The following is a 14838-nucleotide window of genomic DNA, read 5'->3' as shown; positions in this document are numbered from 1 at the left end:
CCCTCCGGATCTCAGCGCCGTCCGGAACTCAGCGGTTCCGTGAACCCCGGAGCTTCACGACCTCCTCCGCCGCGGACAGGAGCTCCTGCGCCGAACGGTCCCAGGAGAACCGGGCCGCCTGCTCCAGGGAGGCGCGGCTGGCGGCCTGCCACGCGCCGTCGTCCTCCAAGGAGCGCACCGCGGAGGCGAAGGCGGCAGGGTCCTCGGCCGGCACATAGTGTGCGGCGTCCCCGCCCACTTCACGGAAGATCGGGGTGTCGGCGACCACCACGGGCGTGCCCAGGGACATCGCCTCGACCAGCGGAAGGCCGTAGCCCTCCGCCTTGGACAGTGTCACGAGGGCCGTGCAGCGGCGCAGCAGGTCTTCGTACTCCTCGTCCGTGACGCCGTTGTGGAACACCACCAGTGCGCCGTCCGGGACGAGGGCCTCCAGCTGAGCGCGTCGTTCCGGCTGCACGCGGCTCATGAGCCGGAGCGTGTAGTCCGGCAGGGACGCCATGCCGCGGATGAGCGTCTCGACGTTCTTGTACTCCATGAAGGAGCCCATGTAGACGAGCTCCTTAACCGGTGCCACCCCCTCCGGACGGGTGACCGCGCCCGGCTGCGGGGCGTTTCCCACGATCCGGATCGGTCGCTTGGTGAGCCGGAACTTCTCCATGAGGGACTCCGTGGTCCGGCTGATGGTCGCGACGACGTCGGCCCGGTTGAGCAGGACCCGCTGCGGCCAGTACGCCTTGTGGTACAGCCGCCACAGGAAACGGACGGGCGCCGGAAGGAATCCCGGGGGAGCAGGGTGCTCGTAGTAGATCAGGTCGTGGAGCGTCAGGATGAGCCCGTACTTCCGGCCCCAGGAGCCCATGGTCTGCATGGGGCACACGACCACGTCCGCGCCGAGCTTGTTGACCTCGCGCGCCACGAAGAGCTCCAGCGGAGAGAGTGGGCTTCCGATCTTCACGTACGGGACGTCCGGGAGCAGCTTGAGCTGCCGCTCGTCGCTGATCAGCATGGTCACGTCCGCCACCTTGGAACAGGCCTCGATGAGGCTGGCGCCGTAGCGGCTGATGCCGTCGTGGTGGTCGGTGCGGGTGAACCGGGCGTCGATCACCAGTTTCATGCGGGGTGCTCCTGAAGGAAGAGTTCGATCGAGTGGGCGGCGGCCTGCGGCGTCTCGTAGTGGATCAGATGCCCGACGCCGTCGATCACCACGAGCCGCGAGTCCGGCAGGACGTCCTGCAGCTTCTCCTGGGCGGGCAGCGGGGCGACTTCATCGGTCGAGCCCGCGATCAGCAGGGTGGGCAGGGTGATCCGGTCGGCCACTTCGGTGACGGTGCCGGAGACCGAGGCGCGGAAGGACTCGAGCAGGCTTTCACGGCTGGCGAAGTCACTGAAGTACGCGTCGTGCTGGGCGTGGATGAACCGGCGGAGGTCCTTCTGCTTGGTTCTGGCCATCGTGACACTCATGACGCGGACGATCGCCGGATTGGCCAGGAGGGCTCGGCCGGCTTTCTCGGGCAAAGCGGCGGCGGCGCGGTAATACGCGATCGCGAGCTTGGTCAGCAGGGCCTTGGGCCCTTCCAGAGCCGGCGCGGCGATGGGGTTGATCAGGATCAACGGAGTGACCCGGCCCGGATACAGCGTGACGAAGCGGCTGCACACGAGAGAACCGAAGGAATGGCCGAGGAGCACGGTGTCGGGCCCCAGGTCCAGTGCCTCCATGAACTCCGCCACGAACCGGGCGTAATTCTCGAGTGAATGCTCGCGGTCCTGGAACGCCTCCGAGGCGCCGAACCCCGGCAGGTCCGGGGTGATGAAGCGGTGACCCGGCATCAGATCCACCAGGCGCAGCAGGCCATGGTGGTCGCCGCGGAACCCGTGGATCACCAGGATGGTGCGGCTCGTGTCGGGGTCCGGATCCACGGCGGAATGCTCCCAGTAGCGGGCGGGGCCGCCGGGCAGCTCCACGACGGCGGACCGCTCCCGATCCGCGAGCGCGGGGGAGATGAATCCGGTGGTGTCGGGCAGGGATTGGTTCTGGAGGGTCATCACTTCACCTGATCCGGGTGGGAGCCGCTGCGGAAGTCCCGGTCGAGGCCGACGATCCGGTCCAGGTCCTCCTGGTCCAGGCTGAAGCCGAAGAGGTCCGCGTTCTGCCGGATGCGTTCGGGGGAGCTGGCCTTGGGGAAGACGACGATCCCTTCCTGGATCTGCCAGCGCAGCGCGATCTGGGCCACGCTCCTGCCATGCTTGGCGGCAACGTCCGCGAGGATTGGGTCTTCCAGGAGCGCGCCCCGCGCGAGAGGGCTCCAGGCCTCGGTCGTGATGCCGTGCCGAGCGTGGAAGGCCCGGAGATCCCGCTGCTGGAGCCAGGGGTGCAGCTCCACCTGATTCACGGCGGGCACGACGTCGCGTTCCTCGAGAACCCGCGAGAGATGTTCCACCTGGAAGTTGGAGACGCCGATCGCCCGGACCCGGCCCTCGCGGTACAGGGTCTCCAGCGCACGGTAGGTCTCCAGGTACAGACCGCGGCCGGCCACGGGCCAGTGGATCAGGTAGAGGTCTAGAACGTCCAGCCCGAGCGCGATCATCGAGTCGTCGAAGGAGCGCAGCGTGGCGTCGTAGCCCTGCTGGTCGTTCCAGACCTTGCTCGTGATGAAGAAGTCCTCACGGCTCAGGCTGCCGTCCTCCAGCTGCGCGCCCAGGGCCCTGCCCAGGGCCAACTCATTCCCGTACATCGCCGCGGTGTCGAAATGGCGGTATCCGGCGTCGACGGCGGCGGGAACCAGGTCCGCGACATCCTCCCCGGGGACCTTGTAGAGCCCGAATCCCAGCTGAGGGATCAGGACGCCGTTGTTCAGGGCGACGGAGGGGATGTGACTCATGCTCCTGACTCTACCGAAGGTGTCTCCACGAATCCGGGGGACTCGCGCTCAGCTGCCGACCAGGAGCCGGGCCGTCTTCTCGTCCAGGATGAGTTCGGTGACCAGTCCGGCGGCGAGCGCCCCTTTGAGACCGTTGATCTTGCCCGGTCCGGACACGACGCACACGCGGCGGGGCGCCCGCCGCAGCTGTTCGTGGCTGGGCCCCGTCGAGCGGGCGTTGAGAGGGATGCCGTCGGTGGACCCGTCGGCCCGGAAGAACACGGTGGCCACATCGCCTACCACCTCATGCTCTGCGAGCGATTCGAGGTCCTGCCGTTCGAGGTAGCCGCCGGCGTACACGTGGCTGGGGTAGCCGGCGTCGATCCCGCCCACGCCGAACAGCGCCATCGTCATGCGGGACTGGAGGTCGAGCATGCGGGCCACGCTGCGTTCCTTCCACATCGCCTCCCGCGTCTCCACATGATCGAAGAACGCCGGCACCGGGAACTGCTCCACTTTGGCGCCGTAGGCCCGGCCGAAGCGGCGGAGGATCTCGCTCGAGTAGGAGATGCCGGTCGAGTGGGTGTTGCCCGCGCCGTTGAGCTGGACGATCACACTGTTGTGGGTGGGTCGGCTGGTGAGGTGACGGCTCACGGCGCTCATGGTCGCGCCCCAGGCGACGCCGATGATGGAGTTGGAGTCGACGTGCGGGGTGATCGTCCGTGCGGCGTAGAGGGCCACGCGGTCGAGCGCCTCGGCCTCGCCCACGCTCGACGGGATGGGCACGACGTGCGCGTCCACTCCGAATTGTTTTTTGATCAATTGTTCAAGCTCGGGCGCCATGTCCAGGCTGGAGCGCACCTGGATCTGCACGAGGCCGGTGTCCCGCGCGGCCGCCAGGAGACGTGAGACCGTGGACCGTGAGGTACGCAGCTCCCGCGCGATCGCGTCCATGGTGAGATCCTGCAGGTAGTAGAGCTGCGCGGCCTTCAGCACGTCGCCGTCCTTGCGCATGGCACACCCTTCTGCACGTTTGTGCATTTTGCTTGACGGTAATTTTCAGTCCTTCCAAGAATAGTGGGGACGACGCCGTCATGGCGTCTGGAACGACGTGAAACCCAGTCCGGAGAAGCAATGTCCACGCAGCAGAACGCATCCGCCAACACCCCCCAGACCCGCCAGGCCGTCGAGGCCATCGCCGCCAGGCCGACAGCGAAGGTGCTGATCGTCGGCGGAGGCATCAACGGGGTGGGCACTTTCCGGGACCTCGCGCTCCAGGGCGTCGACGTGGTCCTGGTGGAGCGCGGCGACTACTGTCAGGGCGCCTCCGGCGCGTCCTCCCACATGATCCACGGCGGCATCCGCTACCTGGAGAACGGTGAATTCCGCCTGGTCCAGGAGTCCGTGGTCGAGCGCAATCGCCTCATGAAGATCGCTCCTCACTACGTGAAGCCGCTCAAGACCACCATCCCGATCTTCAGCACCTTCTCCGGCATCCTGAGCGCCCCGATGCGCTTCCTCACGCACAAGCAGGGCAAGCCGAAGGAACGCGGCGCCTTCCTCATCAAGCTCGGCCTGAGCCTCTACGACTCCTTCTCCCGCGACGGCGGCACCGTGCCTCGCCACCAGTTCCGCGGCCGCACCAAGGCCCTGGAGGAACTGCCCCGCCTGAACCCGGGCATCAAGTACGCGGCCAGCTACTTCGACGCCTCCGTGCACAACCCGGAGCGCCTCACTCTGGATGTCCTCAACGACGGCCTCAAGGCCGGCGGTGACAAGGCCCGTGCCGCCAACTACCTCAGCGTCGTCGGCCCGGCCGAGGCCGCCCCCGGCGTCGTGCGTCTGCGTGATGAGCTGACCGGCGAGGAGTTCGACTTCAGCGCCGACATCGTGGTCAACGTCACCGGCGCGTGGGTGGACCAGAGCAACACAGCCCTGGGCGCCCCGACCACCTTCATGGGCGGCACCAAGGGATCGCACATCGTGCTGGACCACCCGGAGCTGCTCGCCGCCACCGGCGGCCGCGAGATCTTCTTCGAGCACACAGACGGCCGCATCGTGCTCATCTACCCGATGGGCGACCGCGTCCTCGTGGGCACCACGGACATCAACGCGGACATGAACGAGGACGCCGTCTGCACCGACGAGGAGATCGACTACTTCTTCGACCTCGTGGCGCACGTCTTCCCGGACATCGCCGTGAGCCGTGACCAGATCGTCTACACCTTCTCCGGCGTCCGCCCGCTCCCGCGCCACGACGACACGGCGCCGGGCTTCGTCTCCCGCGACTACCGCATCGAGAAGCGCGAGCAGGACTTCGGCGCCGTCCGCGCCACCGTGCTCAGCCTCGTGGGCGGCAAGTGGACCACCTTCCGCGCGCTCTCCGAGCACCTGGCCGATGAAGTGCTCGGCCTGATCGGCGTGCAGCGCAAGGTCTCCACGGCGAAGCTCTCCATCGGCGGCGGTGTCGGCTTCCCGGCCGACGACGCCGGTGTGCAGCAGTGGATCAAGCAGCGTCTCAACCCGGCGGCGGGGCTCGACGCGGCGCGCGTCGACGGCCTCCTCACCCGGTACGGCACCCGCGCCGACGACGTCATCGCGTACCTGGGTCAGGGCGAGGACCGCCTCCTGCACTCCACGCACGAACTGAGCGTCCGTGAACTTCACTGGATGGCGGAGCATGAGCAGATCGGCCACCTCGTGGACGTTCTCATCCGCCGCACCTCCCTCGCTTTCCGTGGCCTGGTCACGGGAGAACTCCTCCGCGAAACGGCCGAGGTCTTGTCAGAACCGCTTGGCTGGGACAAGGATCGAATCGTGGCGGAAATCAACCATGCGACCACTGTCCTGGAGCGTATGCACCTGGTCCAGCTGGACAGCCTGGTTGCCTAGCCCTTCGGGGCTACTTATCCACCGGGCGCTGGCCCGGTGTGTTCAGCACCTCTCAAGGAGTCAATGATGTCTCTTGGAATCGTCTTCCTTTCGGAAGTCTTCGGTACCGCAATGCTCACCCTCCTCGGCTGTGGCGTTGTCGCCAATACCGCGCTAAAGGGGACTAAGGGCAACAACACCGGGTTCCTCTTTGTGAACTTCGGCTGGGGCCTCGCGGTCTTCGCCGGTGTCTTCGTGGCAGCCAAGTCCGGCGCTCACCTGAACCCCGCCGTGACGCTCGGTATCGTCGCGTCAGGTAAGAGCGAGTTCGTTCCCGGCATCCCCGTGGACGCAGCATCCATCTTCACCTACCTGGGTGCGGAGCTGCTGGGCGCCTTCATCGGCGCCGTCGTCTGCTGGCTGGCCTACAAGCAGCACTTCGACGTGGAGCCGGACCCGGCCAACAAGCTGGGCACCTTCTCCACCGGACCCGCGATCCGTAACTACGGCTGGAACCTGGTCACGGAGATCATCGGCACCTTCGTGCTCGTGTTCGTGATCCTCTGCTTCGGCGGTTCGCCGAACGAACTCGGCCCGCTCGCCGTCGCGATGCTCGTGGTCGGTATCGGCGCCTCCCTCGGTGGCCCCACCGGTTACGCCATCAACCCGGCCCGTGACCTCGGCCCGCGCATCGCTCACGCCGTCCTCCCCATCAAGGGCAAGGGCAGCAGCGACTGGAGCTACGCCTGGGTCCCGATCGCCGGCCCCATCATCGGCGGCCTGCTCGCCGGATTCGCGGCCCACCTGCCCATCGTGTTCACGGCTGTGGCCAAGTAGCCGGTCGAGAAGGAGAACGAGGAAGTCATGTCTGAATACGTCATCGCGATCGACCAGGGCACCACGAGCTCCCGTGCCATCATCTTCGACCACAGCGGGAACATCGTTTCCAGTGGTCAGATGGAGCACGAGCAGATCTTCCCGCACGCCGGGTGGGTCGAGCACGACGCCAAGGAGATCTGGAACAACACCCGCGAGGTCATCGGGAGCGCGCTGTCCAAGGCGAACCTGACCCGCCACGACATCGCCGCGGTCGGCATCACCAACCAGCGCGAGACCGCCGTGGTCTGGGACAAGAACACCGGTGAGCCCGTCTACAACGCCATCGTGTGGCAGGACACCCGCACCCAGTCGATCGTGGACGAGCTCGCGGCCGACGGCGGCGTCGAGCGCTTCAAGGAGAAGGTGGGCCTGCCCCTGGCGACCTACTTCTCCGGCACCAAGGTCAAGTGGATCCTCGACAACGTCGAGGGCGCCCGCGAGAAGGCCGAGGCCGGGGATCTGCTCTTCGGCACCACCGACTGCTGGGTTCTGTGGAACCTGACGGGCGGCGTCGACGGCGGCGTGCACGCCACGGACGTCACCAACGCCTCCCGCACCATGTTCATGGACCTGCAGACCCTCGCGTGGGATCAGGACATCCTGGACGCCTTCGGCGTTCCGGCCTCCATGCTCCCGGCCATCAAGTCCTCCTCCGAGGTCTACGGCCAGGTGCACACCTCGCAGCTGCTGCGCGAAGTTCCGGTGGCCGGCATCCTGGGCGACCAGCAGGCCGCGACCTTCGGTCAGGCGGCGTTCCAGGCCGGCGAGGCCAAGAACACCTACGGCACGGGCTGCTTCCTGATCTTCAACACGGACACCGAGATCGTGCACTCCAAGAACGGTCTGCTGACCACCCTGGGGTACAAGCTGGGCGACCAGCCGGCGCACTACGCGCTGGAAGGCTCCATCGCGGTCGCGGGTTCGCTGATCCAGTGGCTGCGTGACAACCTCGGCATGATCTCCACCGCTCCCGAGGTGGAGCAGCTGGCGGCTTCGGTCGAGGACAACGGTGGCGCGTACATCGTGCCGGCGTTCTCCGGCCTGTTCGCCCCGTACTGGCGTGCGGACGCCCGCGGTGCGATCGTCGGTCTGACCCGCTACGTCAACAAGGGCCACATCGCCCGTGCCGCGCTCGAGTCGACCGCTTTCCAGACTCGTGAGGTCCTGGACGCGGTCAACGCCGACTCCGGCGTGCCGCTGACGGAGCTCAAGGTCGACGGCGGCATGGTGGCCAACGAGGCCCTCATGCAGTTCCAGGCCGACATCCTGGGCGTGCCCGTGGTGCGTCCGAAGGTCACCGAGACGACCGCGCTGGGCGCCGCCTACGCGGCCGGCCTCGCCGTCGGCTTCTGGAAGGACCTCGGCGAGCTGTCCGCCAACTGGGGCGAGGACAAGCGCTGGGAGCCGCAGATGGACGCCGAAGAGCGTGACCGTCAGCTGCGCCTCTGGAAGAAGGCCGTGACCAAGTCCATGGACTGGGTCGACGAGGACGTCAAGTAGGTCCTCCGTCACGACGGAGAGAGGCCGCGCATCGCCCGCAGGGGTGGTGCGCGGCCTCTTCCGTGGGGCGGAAGGCCTTGCCGCGCAGCGGGGTGGAACCGTGCGGTAAAGTGGAGGGTATGCACGCAATCCTTCTGCTTAGCTAGCCGTCCCTCGGCGCCACGTCCGCGCACACTTCCGACGTGGTGTTCCGATGTGGACGGCCGCCCCTTGAACCCTTCCGACAGCCGGGCTGTCGTCGCGGGTTGAGGGGCTTTTGTGTGTGTGGAGTGGATGAGCGTGGCTGGAACGATGCCGGAGCGCCGAAGGTGAGAGAGCAAAGAGTGAGCGTAGAAGCTGAACAGACCGTGGGCGGTGAGTCCGCGCGCGAGCGTGGCTATGACTTCGCCGCCATCGAGGCCGTGTGGGCCAAGGCCTGGGAGGAGAACCCCCAGTTCGCCCCCCTCGACGACGGATCGCGCGAACGCCGCTACGTCCTGGACATGTTCCCGTACCCGTCCGGCGACCTCCACATGGGTCACGCCGAGGCCTTCGCCATGGGTGACGTGGTGTCCCGGTACTGGCGCCTGAAGGGTTACGACGTCCTGCACCCCATCGGCTGGGACTCCTTCGGCCTCCCGGCCGAGAACGCGGCCATCAAGCGCAACGCTCACCCGAGCGAGTGGACCTACACCAACATCGACACCCAGGCGGCGTCCTTCAAGCGGTACGCCATCTCCGCGGACTGGACCCGTCGTCTGCAGACCTCGGACCCCGAGTACTACCGCTGGACCCAGTGGCTGTTCAAGCGCTTCTACGAAAAGGGCCTGGCCTACCGCAAGGACTCGCCCGTCAACTGGTGCCCGAAGGACCAGACGGTCCTGGCCAACGAACAGGTCGTGAACGGCGCCTGCGAACGGTGCGGCACCCCGGTGACGAAGAAGTCCCTGAACCAGTGGTACTTCAAGATCACCGATTACGCGCAGCGTCTGCTCGATGACATGGACCAGTTGGAGGGCCACTGGCCCGAGCGTGTGCTGGCCATGCAGAAGAACTGGATCGGCCGCTCCGAAGGCGCCCACGTCCGCTTCGTGATCGAAGCGGCGGGGGACAAGCCCGAGCGCGAGACCACGGTCTTCACCACCCGTCCGGACACGCTGTACGGCGCCACCTTCTTCGTCGTGGCCGCGGACTCCGATCTGGCGGTCGAGCTGGTCGCGCCGGAGCACGCGGAGGCCCTGGACGCCTACCGTGAGCAGGTCAAGGCTCTGTCCGAGATCGAGCGTCAGTCCACCGAGCGTCCCAAGACCGGTGTGTTCACGGGCCGCTACGCGATCAACCCGCTCAATGGCGAGAAGCTGCCCGTGTGGGCCGCCGACTACGTCCTGGCCGACTACGGCACGGGCGCGATCATGGCCGTGCCCGCGCACGACCAGCGCGACCTGGACTTCTCCAAGGCGTTCGGCATCCCCGTCCGCCCCGTGCTGGAGACCGGCGAGGAGGACCCGGCGGAGACCGGCGTCGCGGCGACCGGCGAAGGCACGCTCATCAACTCCGGTGAGCTGGACGGCCTGAGCAAGGCCGAAGCCATTCCGGCCGCCATCGCGATCCTGGAGCGCCTGGGCACCGGTGAGGGCTACGTGAACTTCCGCCTGCGCGACTGGCTGCTGAGCCGTCAGCGTTTCTGGGGCACCCCGATCCCGATCATCCACTGCGAATCCTGCGGTGAGGTGCCCGTGCCGGACGAGGATCTGCCGGTCCGTCTGCCGGACGATCTGCGCGGTGAGGACCTGGCGCCCAAGGGGACGTCGCCTCTGGCCGCGGCCGAGGCATGGGTCAACGTCACCTGCCCCTCCTGCGGGGGGCCGGCGCGCCGGGACAGCGACACCATGGACACCTTCGTGGACTCGTCCTGGTACTTCCTGCGGTTCACCTCGCCGGACTACACCGAGGGTCCCTTCGACCCGGAGGCCGTCAACACCTGGATGCCGGTGGGACAGTACGTCGGCGGCGTCGAGCACGCCATCCTGCACCTGCTGTACTCCCGCTTCTTCACCAAGGTCATCCACGACCTGGGCATGCTGGAGACCACCGAGCCGTTCACCGCGCTCCTGAACCAGGGACAGGTGCTCAACGGCGGCAAGGCCATGAGCAAGTCCCTGGGCAATGGTGTGGACCTGAGCGAGCAGCTCGACAAGTTCGGTGTCGACGCCGTGCGCCTCACCATGGTGTTCGCCTCCCCGCCGGAGGACGACGTCGACTGGGCGGACGTCTCGCCGTCCGGCTCCGCGAAGTTCCTGGCCCGCGCCTGGCGCCTCGCGCAGGACGTCACCAGCGAGCCCGGCGCCGCCCCGGAGCAGGGCGACAAGGCTCTGCGCGCCGTGACGCACCGGACCATCGCCGACGCCGAGGACCTGCTGGCCGCGAACAAGTTCAACGTGGTGGTCGCCCGCCTCATGGAACTCGTCAACGCGACCCGCAAGGCGATCGACTCCGGGGCCGGCGCCGCGGATCCCGCCGTGCGCGAGGCCACCGAGACCGTGGCCGTCATCCTCTCCCTCTTCGCGCCGTACACGGCGGAGGACATGTGGAGCCTGCTGGGCCGTGAGCCGTTCGTGGCGAACGCCGCGTGGCCGGCCTTCGACCCGGCCCTCCTGGTGCAGGACACGGCGACCGCCGTCGTCCAGGTCCAGGGCAAGGTCCGCGACCGCCTGGAGGTTCCGGCCGACATCACCGAGGACGCCCTGCGCGAGCTGGCGCTGGCCTCGGAGAACGTCCAGCGGATCCTCGATGGGCGGGACATCCGGACCATCATCGTGCGGGCACCCAAGCTCGTGAACATCGTCCCCGCCTAGGCAGGACGACATGCCGGAGCCGGGGGCCGGGACCTGGGGACGCTTGCTGGAGCGTCTCGAGGCTCTCCGTGCCCTCGGCTCGTCGGGTTTCAAGGGCGGACGTGCGGAGGGCCGTGCCGGGCGCGCCCGGAAGTCCGCCGCGCCGCCGGTGCGGGTCGCCGTCGTGACCGATTCCGCGGCTGCTCTTCCGCAAGCGTGGCTGGACCAGGCGCCGGACTGGTTCCGGCACGTGCCCATGCCGGTGATGGTGGGGGAGGAGATCTACTCTTCGGCGGATCTCGCCGAGGGTGAAGAGCGGGTTGCGGAGCGGCTCAGCCTGGCTCTGGCGATGGGCGAGACGGTCCGCACCTCACGGCCTTCGCCGGCCACCCTGGCCGCGGCTTATCGGGAGCTCGAGGCCGCCGGGTATTCGGCCATCCTGTCCGTGCACCTTTCCGCGGAGCTCTCGGGAACCGTCGACGCCGCGCGCATCGCGGCCGCCGAGTGCGGGATCCCGGTGCAGGTGCTCGACTCCCGGACCGCCGCCATGTGCCAGGGTTTCGCCGTGCAGACCGCCTGTGGGCTGGCCGGCCAGGGAGCGCCCCTGGAACTCGTGGCGGCCGGTGCCGAAGCGTCCCTGGCCGGCAGCGCCGTCCACTTCTACGTCCCCTCTCTGGAGCAGCTTCGCAGGGGCGGCAGGATCGGCAATGCGGCCTCCTGGCTGGGCACCGTGCTGGCCATCAAGCCGATCCTCGGCATCGCCGGGGGCAAAGTGGTCCCGGTGGAAAGGGTCCGCTCCGCGGCGCGGGCGCGGGCCCGGCTGGAGGACCTGGCGGGTGCCGCGGCGACGAGCATCCCCGAGGAATCCCTTGGACTCGCGGTCCATCATTTCGGCTCGCACCAGGCCGCCTCGGAGCTGGCCGGCCGCCTGGCGGAGGCCTTCCCGGCCGCGCCTCCCGTGGTGATCAGCACCCTCCCGCCCGTGCTGGCCGCCCATGTCGGGCTCGGGGTTCTGGCGATCGTCAGTGCACAGCTGCCCCCGCGGGAGTTGTCCGCATAAGCCATTTCGCGTCCGTTCCACGGGCATGGGCCGCCGTAACGTCGGGATATGACATCGTCCGATGCGCAGGGGCGCCTGGAACGGATCCTTCCAGAGCCGTCCGAGGTCTCCGATCCGGCCTCTCCGGAGCCGGCGCTCACCCTCGCCGACCGCAGGAGGCTCCACCGCCGTGGCCGCTTCCGCTGGCGGATCAGTCTCAGGGCCCTGACGACGACGGCGCTGTGCGTCGTCGCGCTCCTGAGCGCCTGGTGGGCGGTCACGGCCGCAGCGCCGGGCCAGTCGGTCCCGGAACCTCCCTCCGTGGCGCACGGCACCGTGGCGCCCCTCCGGCCCGCGCCATCGGTCCGGCCCTCGGGCGCAGAAACCCCGGCCTCTGCCAGTTCATCCGCCCCGATCGTCGTGCATGTCTCCGGCGCGGTCAAGCACCCTGGCATTGTCCGGCTGACCGCCGGCGCACGGGTGTTCCAGGCCATCGAGAAGGCCGGCGGCGCATTGGACACGGCGGAGCTGGACGCCCTGAACCTCGCGGAACCGCTCCAGGACGGTCATAAGGTCCGTGTTCCGCAGCATGGCGAAACGGTGGCGGGGTCCGGTACGGGCCAGGTCGGGAGCGCAGGGCTGACCGGCGGGACCGGAAGTTCCGATCAGCCCGGTGGCAGCCGGCCGGCCCCCGTGCACCTCAACACAGCCTCCGAGGAGCAGCTCATGACCTTGCCGCGCGTCGGCAAGGTGCTCGCGGACCGGATGATCGCGTGGCGGGAGCAGCACGGAGCATTCACGAAGATCGAAGACCTTGACGCGGTGGACGGTATCGGACCGCGGCTTCTCGAACAGCTGACGCCTCTGATCGTGCTCGACGGCTGACCATGGGCATCACCGAAGTCCTGAACCATGCTGGACCGGGCGCTGCGCGGTGGCTGGCTACGGCACGCGCCGCGTTTCGCGCCCACGACGAGCAGCTGGAACGGCGTCTCCTGCTGCGGGAGACGACTCACGACGTGCGTCTCGTCCCCACGCTGTGCCTGCTGTGGACGGTGAGCGCGGTGACCGCGGCCCGCGATGAGGCACTGTTGCGCGTCCTGACTGTCATGGTGGTGGTGCTGATCTGCGCTATCGGGCTGTGCCGGCTTCTTCACACCCGGCTTCTGCCTGCCCGGTCTCTTTCAGCCCGGCGGCGGCCCCCGTCCTCGCCGCGGAACAGGGGCATGGGGGCATGCCTCGTTCTCGCCGCCCTCGCGGCCCTGGTGGGCTGCGTCCTCGGCCTCGCACGCACGGCGGACCCTGGCTCACGTCATCTCTGGGGCGCGGTGCAGGACCGCCAGGCGATCAGCGTCGTCGCTCGGGTCACGGGACATCCGGAGGCTCTCCCGCCGGGCTTCGGGCAGGCGTCGCCTCCTCGAGAGCGAGCCGCCGTCGGAGCGCAGAGCGCGCCGCCGTGCAGCTCGGGCTGCCGGTTCGTCGCTCGCCTCGAGCGGATCCGCCAGGGGGCCATCTGGCAGGGCCTGGACATCCCGGTCGATGTCCAGTGCCAGACGGCCTGCGCAGCGGTCCGATATGGGCAGGTACTGGAACTGACACTCCGCCTCAAGGAACGGGACGGGCGCCCCGGGTCGCTGTCCGGAACGGCCGTGGGGAGGCCCGGACTGGTGTCGGCGCCGTCGGTTTTCGAGGGAGCCGTCTCACGGCTCCGGCAGGAGTTTCTCCGGAGAAGCCAGGCCATTCCGGGTGATCCGGGCGCCCTGCTCGATGGGATGGTGCTCGGGGACCGCAGTCGCCAGACGCCGGAATCCGCCGCAGTCATGACCACCACGGGCCTGACACACCTGACCGCGGTTTCCGGAGCGAATTGCAGTGTGGTGTTCGCCTCCGTGGTGCTGATGCTGAGGAGCCTGCGGGTGGGCCGTGCGGTGGTGATGGTGTCGTCCTTGCTGTCCCTGGCGGCGTTCGGGGCGCTGGTGGGGCCGGATTCGAGTGTCTTGCGGGCGGTGGTGATGTCCGCGGCAGGGCTGACGGTGATGATGAGTGGTCATCAAGGCCGTGGGCTGCCGCTGTTGTGTGTGAGCGCTTCGGGTCTCCTGCTGGCTGAGCCGTGGCTGGCCTGGGACCTGGGGTTCGCCCTGTCGGTGGCGGCGACGGCGGGGATCCTCGTCTCCGCTCAGGGATTGGCCCTGTGGCTGGCACGGTGGATGCCGTACGTGGTGGCGCTGGGACTGGCGATTCCGTTGGCCGCGAACCTGGCCTGTTCACCGTTGCTCGTGCTGATCCAGCCGCAGCTGACGCCGTATTCGATGCTCGCCAACGCTCTGACGGCGCCGTTGGTCGCCCCGGTGACGCTGTTGGGCACGGCGGCCCTGGCTGTGGCCGTGGTTCCGGGTCCGATCAGTGGGCTCCTGGTCGACTGGGCCGGGGCGGCCACACAGGGGATCTGGACGATCGCGCAGGGAGTGAGCAGTGTGCCCGGCGCTCTGATGGACTGGCCTCCCGGTGTTCTGGGGCTGGTCACGATGACGGCGTTCGGCGCATGTCAGGTGGGGCTGCTGTGGGTGGTGGCCCACCCGCGGACGGTCGGGGGTTTCTACCGGCGGGTGCACGCGCTTTTGAGAGATGGGAGGGCCAGCACCCCGCCAAAGGTGGATAGGGTGCAACCATGACTCATCGTGACGAGAACAGCCCTCTGCGCGCCGCCCTGACCGCCATCGACGCGGCCCACCCCCTGGTGGCCCCGATGAACGGCAACGTGCAGCTCATTCTTCCTCGGCTTGATCGCATGGAAGCCAAGGACGCCTACGTGATCGAATACCTCGAGTATCTGGAGCGGAGGATCGCCGAGCTGGAATCCCGGCTGAGCGAGGGCTGA

12 protein-coding genes are annotated in these 14838 nt (G+C 68.3%); 8 read left to right on the top strand and 4 right to left on the bottom strand.

Annotated features, from left to right (window positions below; translation table 11 throughout):
• Positions 1–28 precede the first annotated feature (28 nt).
• From BLV63_RS10985 to BLV63_RS10970, 4 genes are read right to left on the bottom strand one after another with little or no spacing between them, the layout of a single operon-like run.
• Positions 29–1114 carry a glycosyltransferase family 4 protein gene (locus BLV63_RS10985; protein ID WP_066212652.1) on the bottom strand — a complete coding sequence of 362 codons (1086 nt, stop codon included), beginning with the start codon at positions 1112–1114 and terminating at the stop codon, positions 29–31.
• A complete protein-coding gene (locus BLV63_RS10980) occupies positions 1111–2043 on the bottom strand; it encodes an alpha/beta fold hydrolase (RefSeq protein ID WP_066212649.1) in 933 nt (310 codons plus the stop codon). Before BLV63_RS10980 ends, BLV63_RS10985 begins: the two co-directional genes overlap by 4 nt.
• Positions 2043–2879: an aldo/keto reductase gene (locus BLV63_RS10975; protein ID WP_066212645.1), complete on the bottom strand. Its 837-nt coding sequence runs from the start codon at positions 2877–2879 to the stop codon at positions 2043–2045. The genes BLV63_RS10980 and BLV63_RS10975 overlap by 1 nt, the downstream gene beginning before the upstream one ends.
• Before the next feature lie 48 nt (positions 2880–2927).
• Positions 2928–3872, bottom strand: coding sequence for a sugar-binding transcriptional regulator (locus BLV63_RS10970; RefSeq protein WP_066212643.1), 945 nt, complete (start codon positions 3870–3872; stop codon positions 2928–2930).
• 120 nt (positions 3873–3992) lie between these two features.
• On the opposite strand from BLV63_RS10970, the gene BLV63_RS10965 reads away from it, so the two are divergent.
• From BLV63_RS10965 to BLV63_RS10930, 8 genes are all read left to right on the top strand, one after another.
• Positions 3993–5750, top strand: a complete 1758-nt coding sequence (locus BLV63_RS10965; protein ID WP_066212640.1) for a glycerol-3-phosphate dehydrogenase/oxidase — start codon at positions 3993–3995, stop codon at positions 5748–5750.
• Between the two features lie 66 nt (positions 5751–5816).
• Complete coding sequence (locus BLV63_RS10960; protein ID WP_066212638.1) at positions 5817–6566, top strand: MIP/aquaporin family protein; 750 nt, start codon at positions 5817–5819, stop codon at positions 6564–6566.
• Positions 6567–6593: 27 nt separating this feature from the next.
• Positions 6594–8108 (top strand): glycerol kinase GlpK, encoded by a 1515-nt coding sequence (gene glpK / locus BLV63_RS10955; RefSeq protein WP_066212634.1) that lies wholly within the window; start codon positions 6594–6596, stop codon positions 8106–8108.
• 323 nt (positions 8109–8431) lie between these two features.
• On the top strand, positions 8432–10942 hold the full coding sequence (gene leuS, locus BLV63_RS10950) for a leucine--tRNA ligase (RefSeq protein ID WP_066212633.1): 2511 nt from the start codon (positions 8432–8434) through the stop codon (positions 10940–10942).
• A 10-nt stretch (positions 10943–10952) separates the two neighbouring features.
• Positions 10953–11981 carry a DegV family protein gene (locus tag BLV63_RS10945; protein WP_082724072.1) on the top strand — a complete coding sequence of 343 codons (1029 nt, stop codon included), beginning with the start codon at positions 10953–10955 and terminating at the stop codon, positions 11979–11981.
• 48 nt (positions 11982–12029) lie between these two features.
• Positions 12030–12845 (top strand): ComEA family DNA-binding protein, encoded by an 816-nt coding sequence (locus tag BLV63_RS10940; RefSeq protein WP_066212630.1) that lies wholly within the window; start codon positions 12030–12032, stop codon positions 12843–12845.
• A gap of 2 nt (positions 12846–12847) precedes the next feature.
• Entirely contained in the window at positions 12848–14632 is a 1785-nt protein-coding gene (locus BLV63_RS10935) for a ComEC/Rec2 family competence protein (protein ID WP_066212627.1), read from the top strand.
• Positions 14629–14838 carry a hypothetical protein gene (locus BLV63_RS10930; protein WP_066212619.1) on the top strand — a complete coding sequence of 70 codons (210 nt, stop codon included), beginning with the start codon at positions 14629–14631 and terminating at the stop codon, positions 14836–14838. The genes BLV63_RS10935 and BLV63_RS10930 overlap by 4 nt, the downstream gene beginning before the upstream one ends.

The organism is Arthrobacter woluwensis (assembly GCF_900105345.1).
Taxonomy (GTDB): domain Bacteria; phylum Actinomycetota; class Actinomycetes; order Actinomycetales; family Micrococcaceae; genus Arthrobacter_E; species Arthrobacter_E woluwensis.
Note: the sequence above shows the minus strand (reverse complement) of the source record. Positions and strands in the feature narration are given on the sequence as shown.

Coding starts and splice junctions, on each gene's coding strand:
- BLV63_RS10985 (WP_066212652.1), bottom strand. CDS start 1,114: ATGAAACTGGTGATCGACGCCCGGTTCACCCGCACCGACCACCACGAC.
- BLV63_RS10980 (WP_066212649.1), bottom strand. CDS start 2,043: ATGACCCTCCAGAACCAATCCCTGCCCGACACCACCGGATTCATCTCC.
- BLV63_RS10975 (WP_066212645.1), bottom strand. CDS start 2,879: ATGAGTCACATCCCCTCCGTCGCCCTGAACAACGGCGTCCTGATCCCT.
- BLV63_RS10970 (WP_066212643.1), bottom strand. CDS start 3,872: ATGCGCAAGGACGGCGACGTGCTGAAGGCCGCGCAGCTCTACTACCTG.
- BLV63_RS10965 (WP_066212640.1), top strand. CDS start 3,993: ATGTCCACGCAGCAGAACGCATCCGCCAACACCCCCCAGACCCGCCAG.
- BLV63_RS10960 (WP_066212638.1), top strand. CDS start 5,817: ATGTCTCTTGGAATCGTCTTCCTTTCGGAAGTCTTCGGTACCGCAATG.
- glpK (WP_066212634.1), top strand. CDS start 6,594: ATGTCTGAATACGTCATCGCGATCGACCAGGGCACCACGAGCTCCCGT.
- BLV63_RS10945 (WP_082724072.1), top strand. CDS start 10,953: ATGCCGGAGCCGGGGGCCGGGACCTGGGGACGCTTGCTGGAGCGTCTC.
- BLV63_RS10940 (WP_066212630.1), top strand. CDS start 12,030: ATGACATCGTCCGATGCGCAGGGGCGCCTGGAACGGATCCTTCCAGAG.
- BLV63_RS10935 (WP_066212627.1), top strand. CDS start 12,848: ATGGGCATCACCGAAGTCCTGAACCATGCTGGACCGGGCGCTGCGCGG.
- BLV63_RS10930 (WP_066212619.1), top strand. CDS start 14,629: ATGACTCATCGTGACGAGAACAGCCCTCTGCGCGCCGCCCTGACCGCC.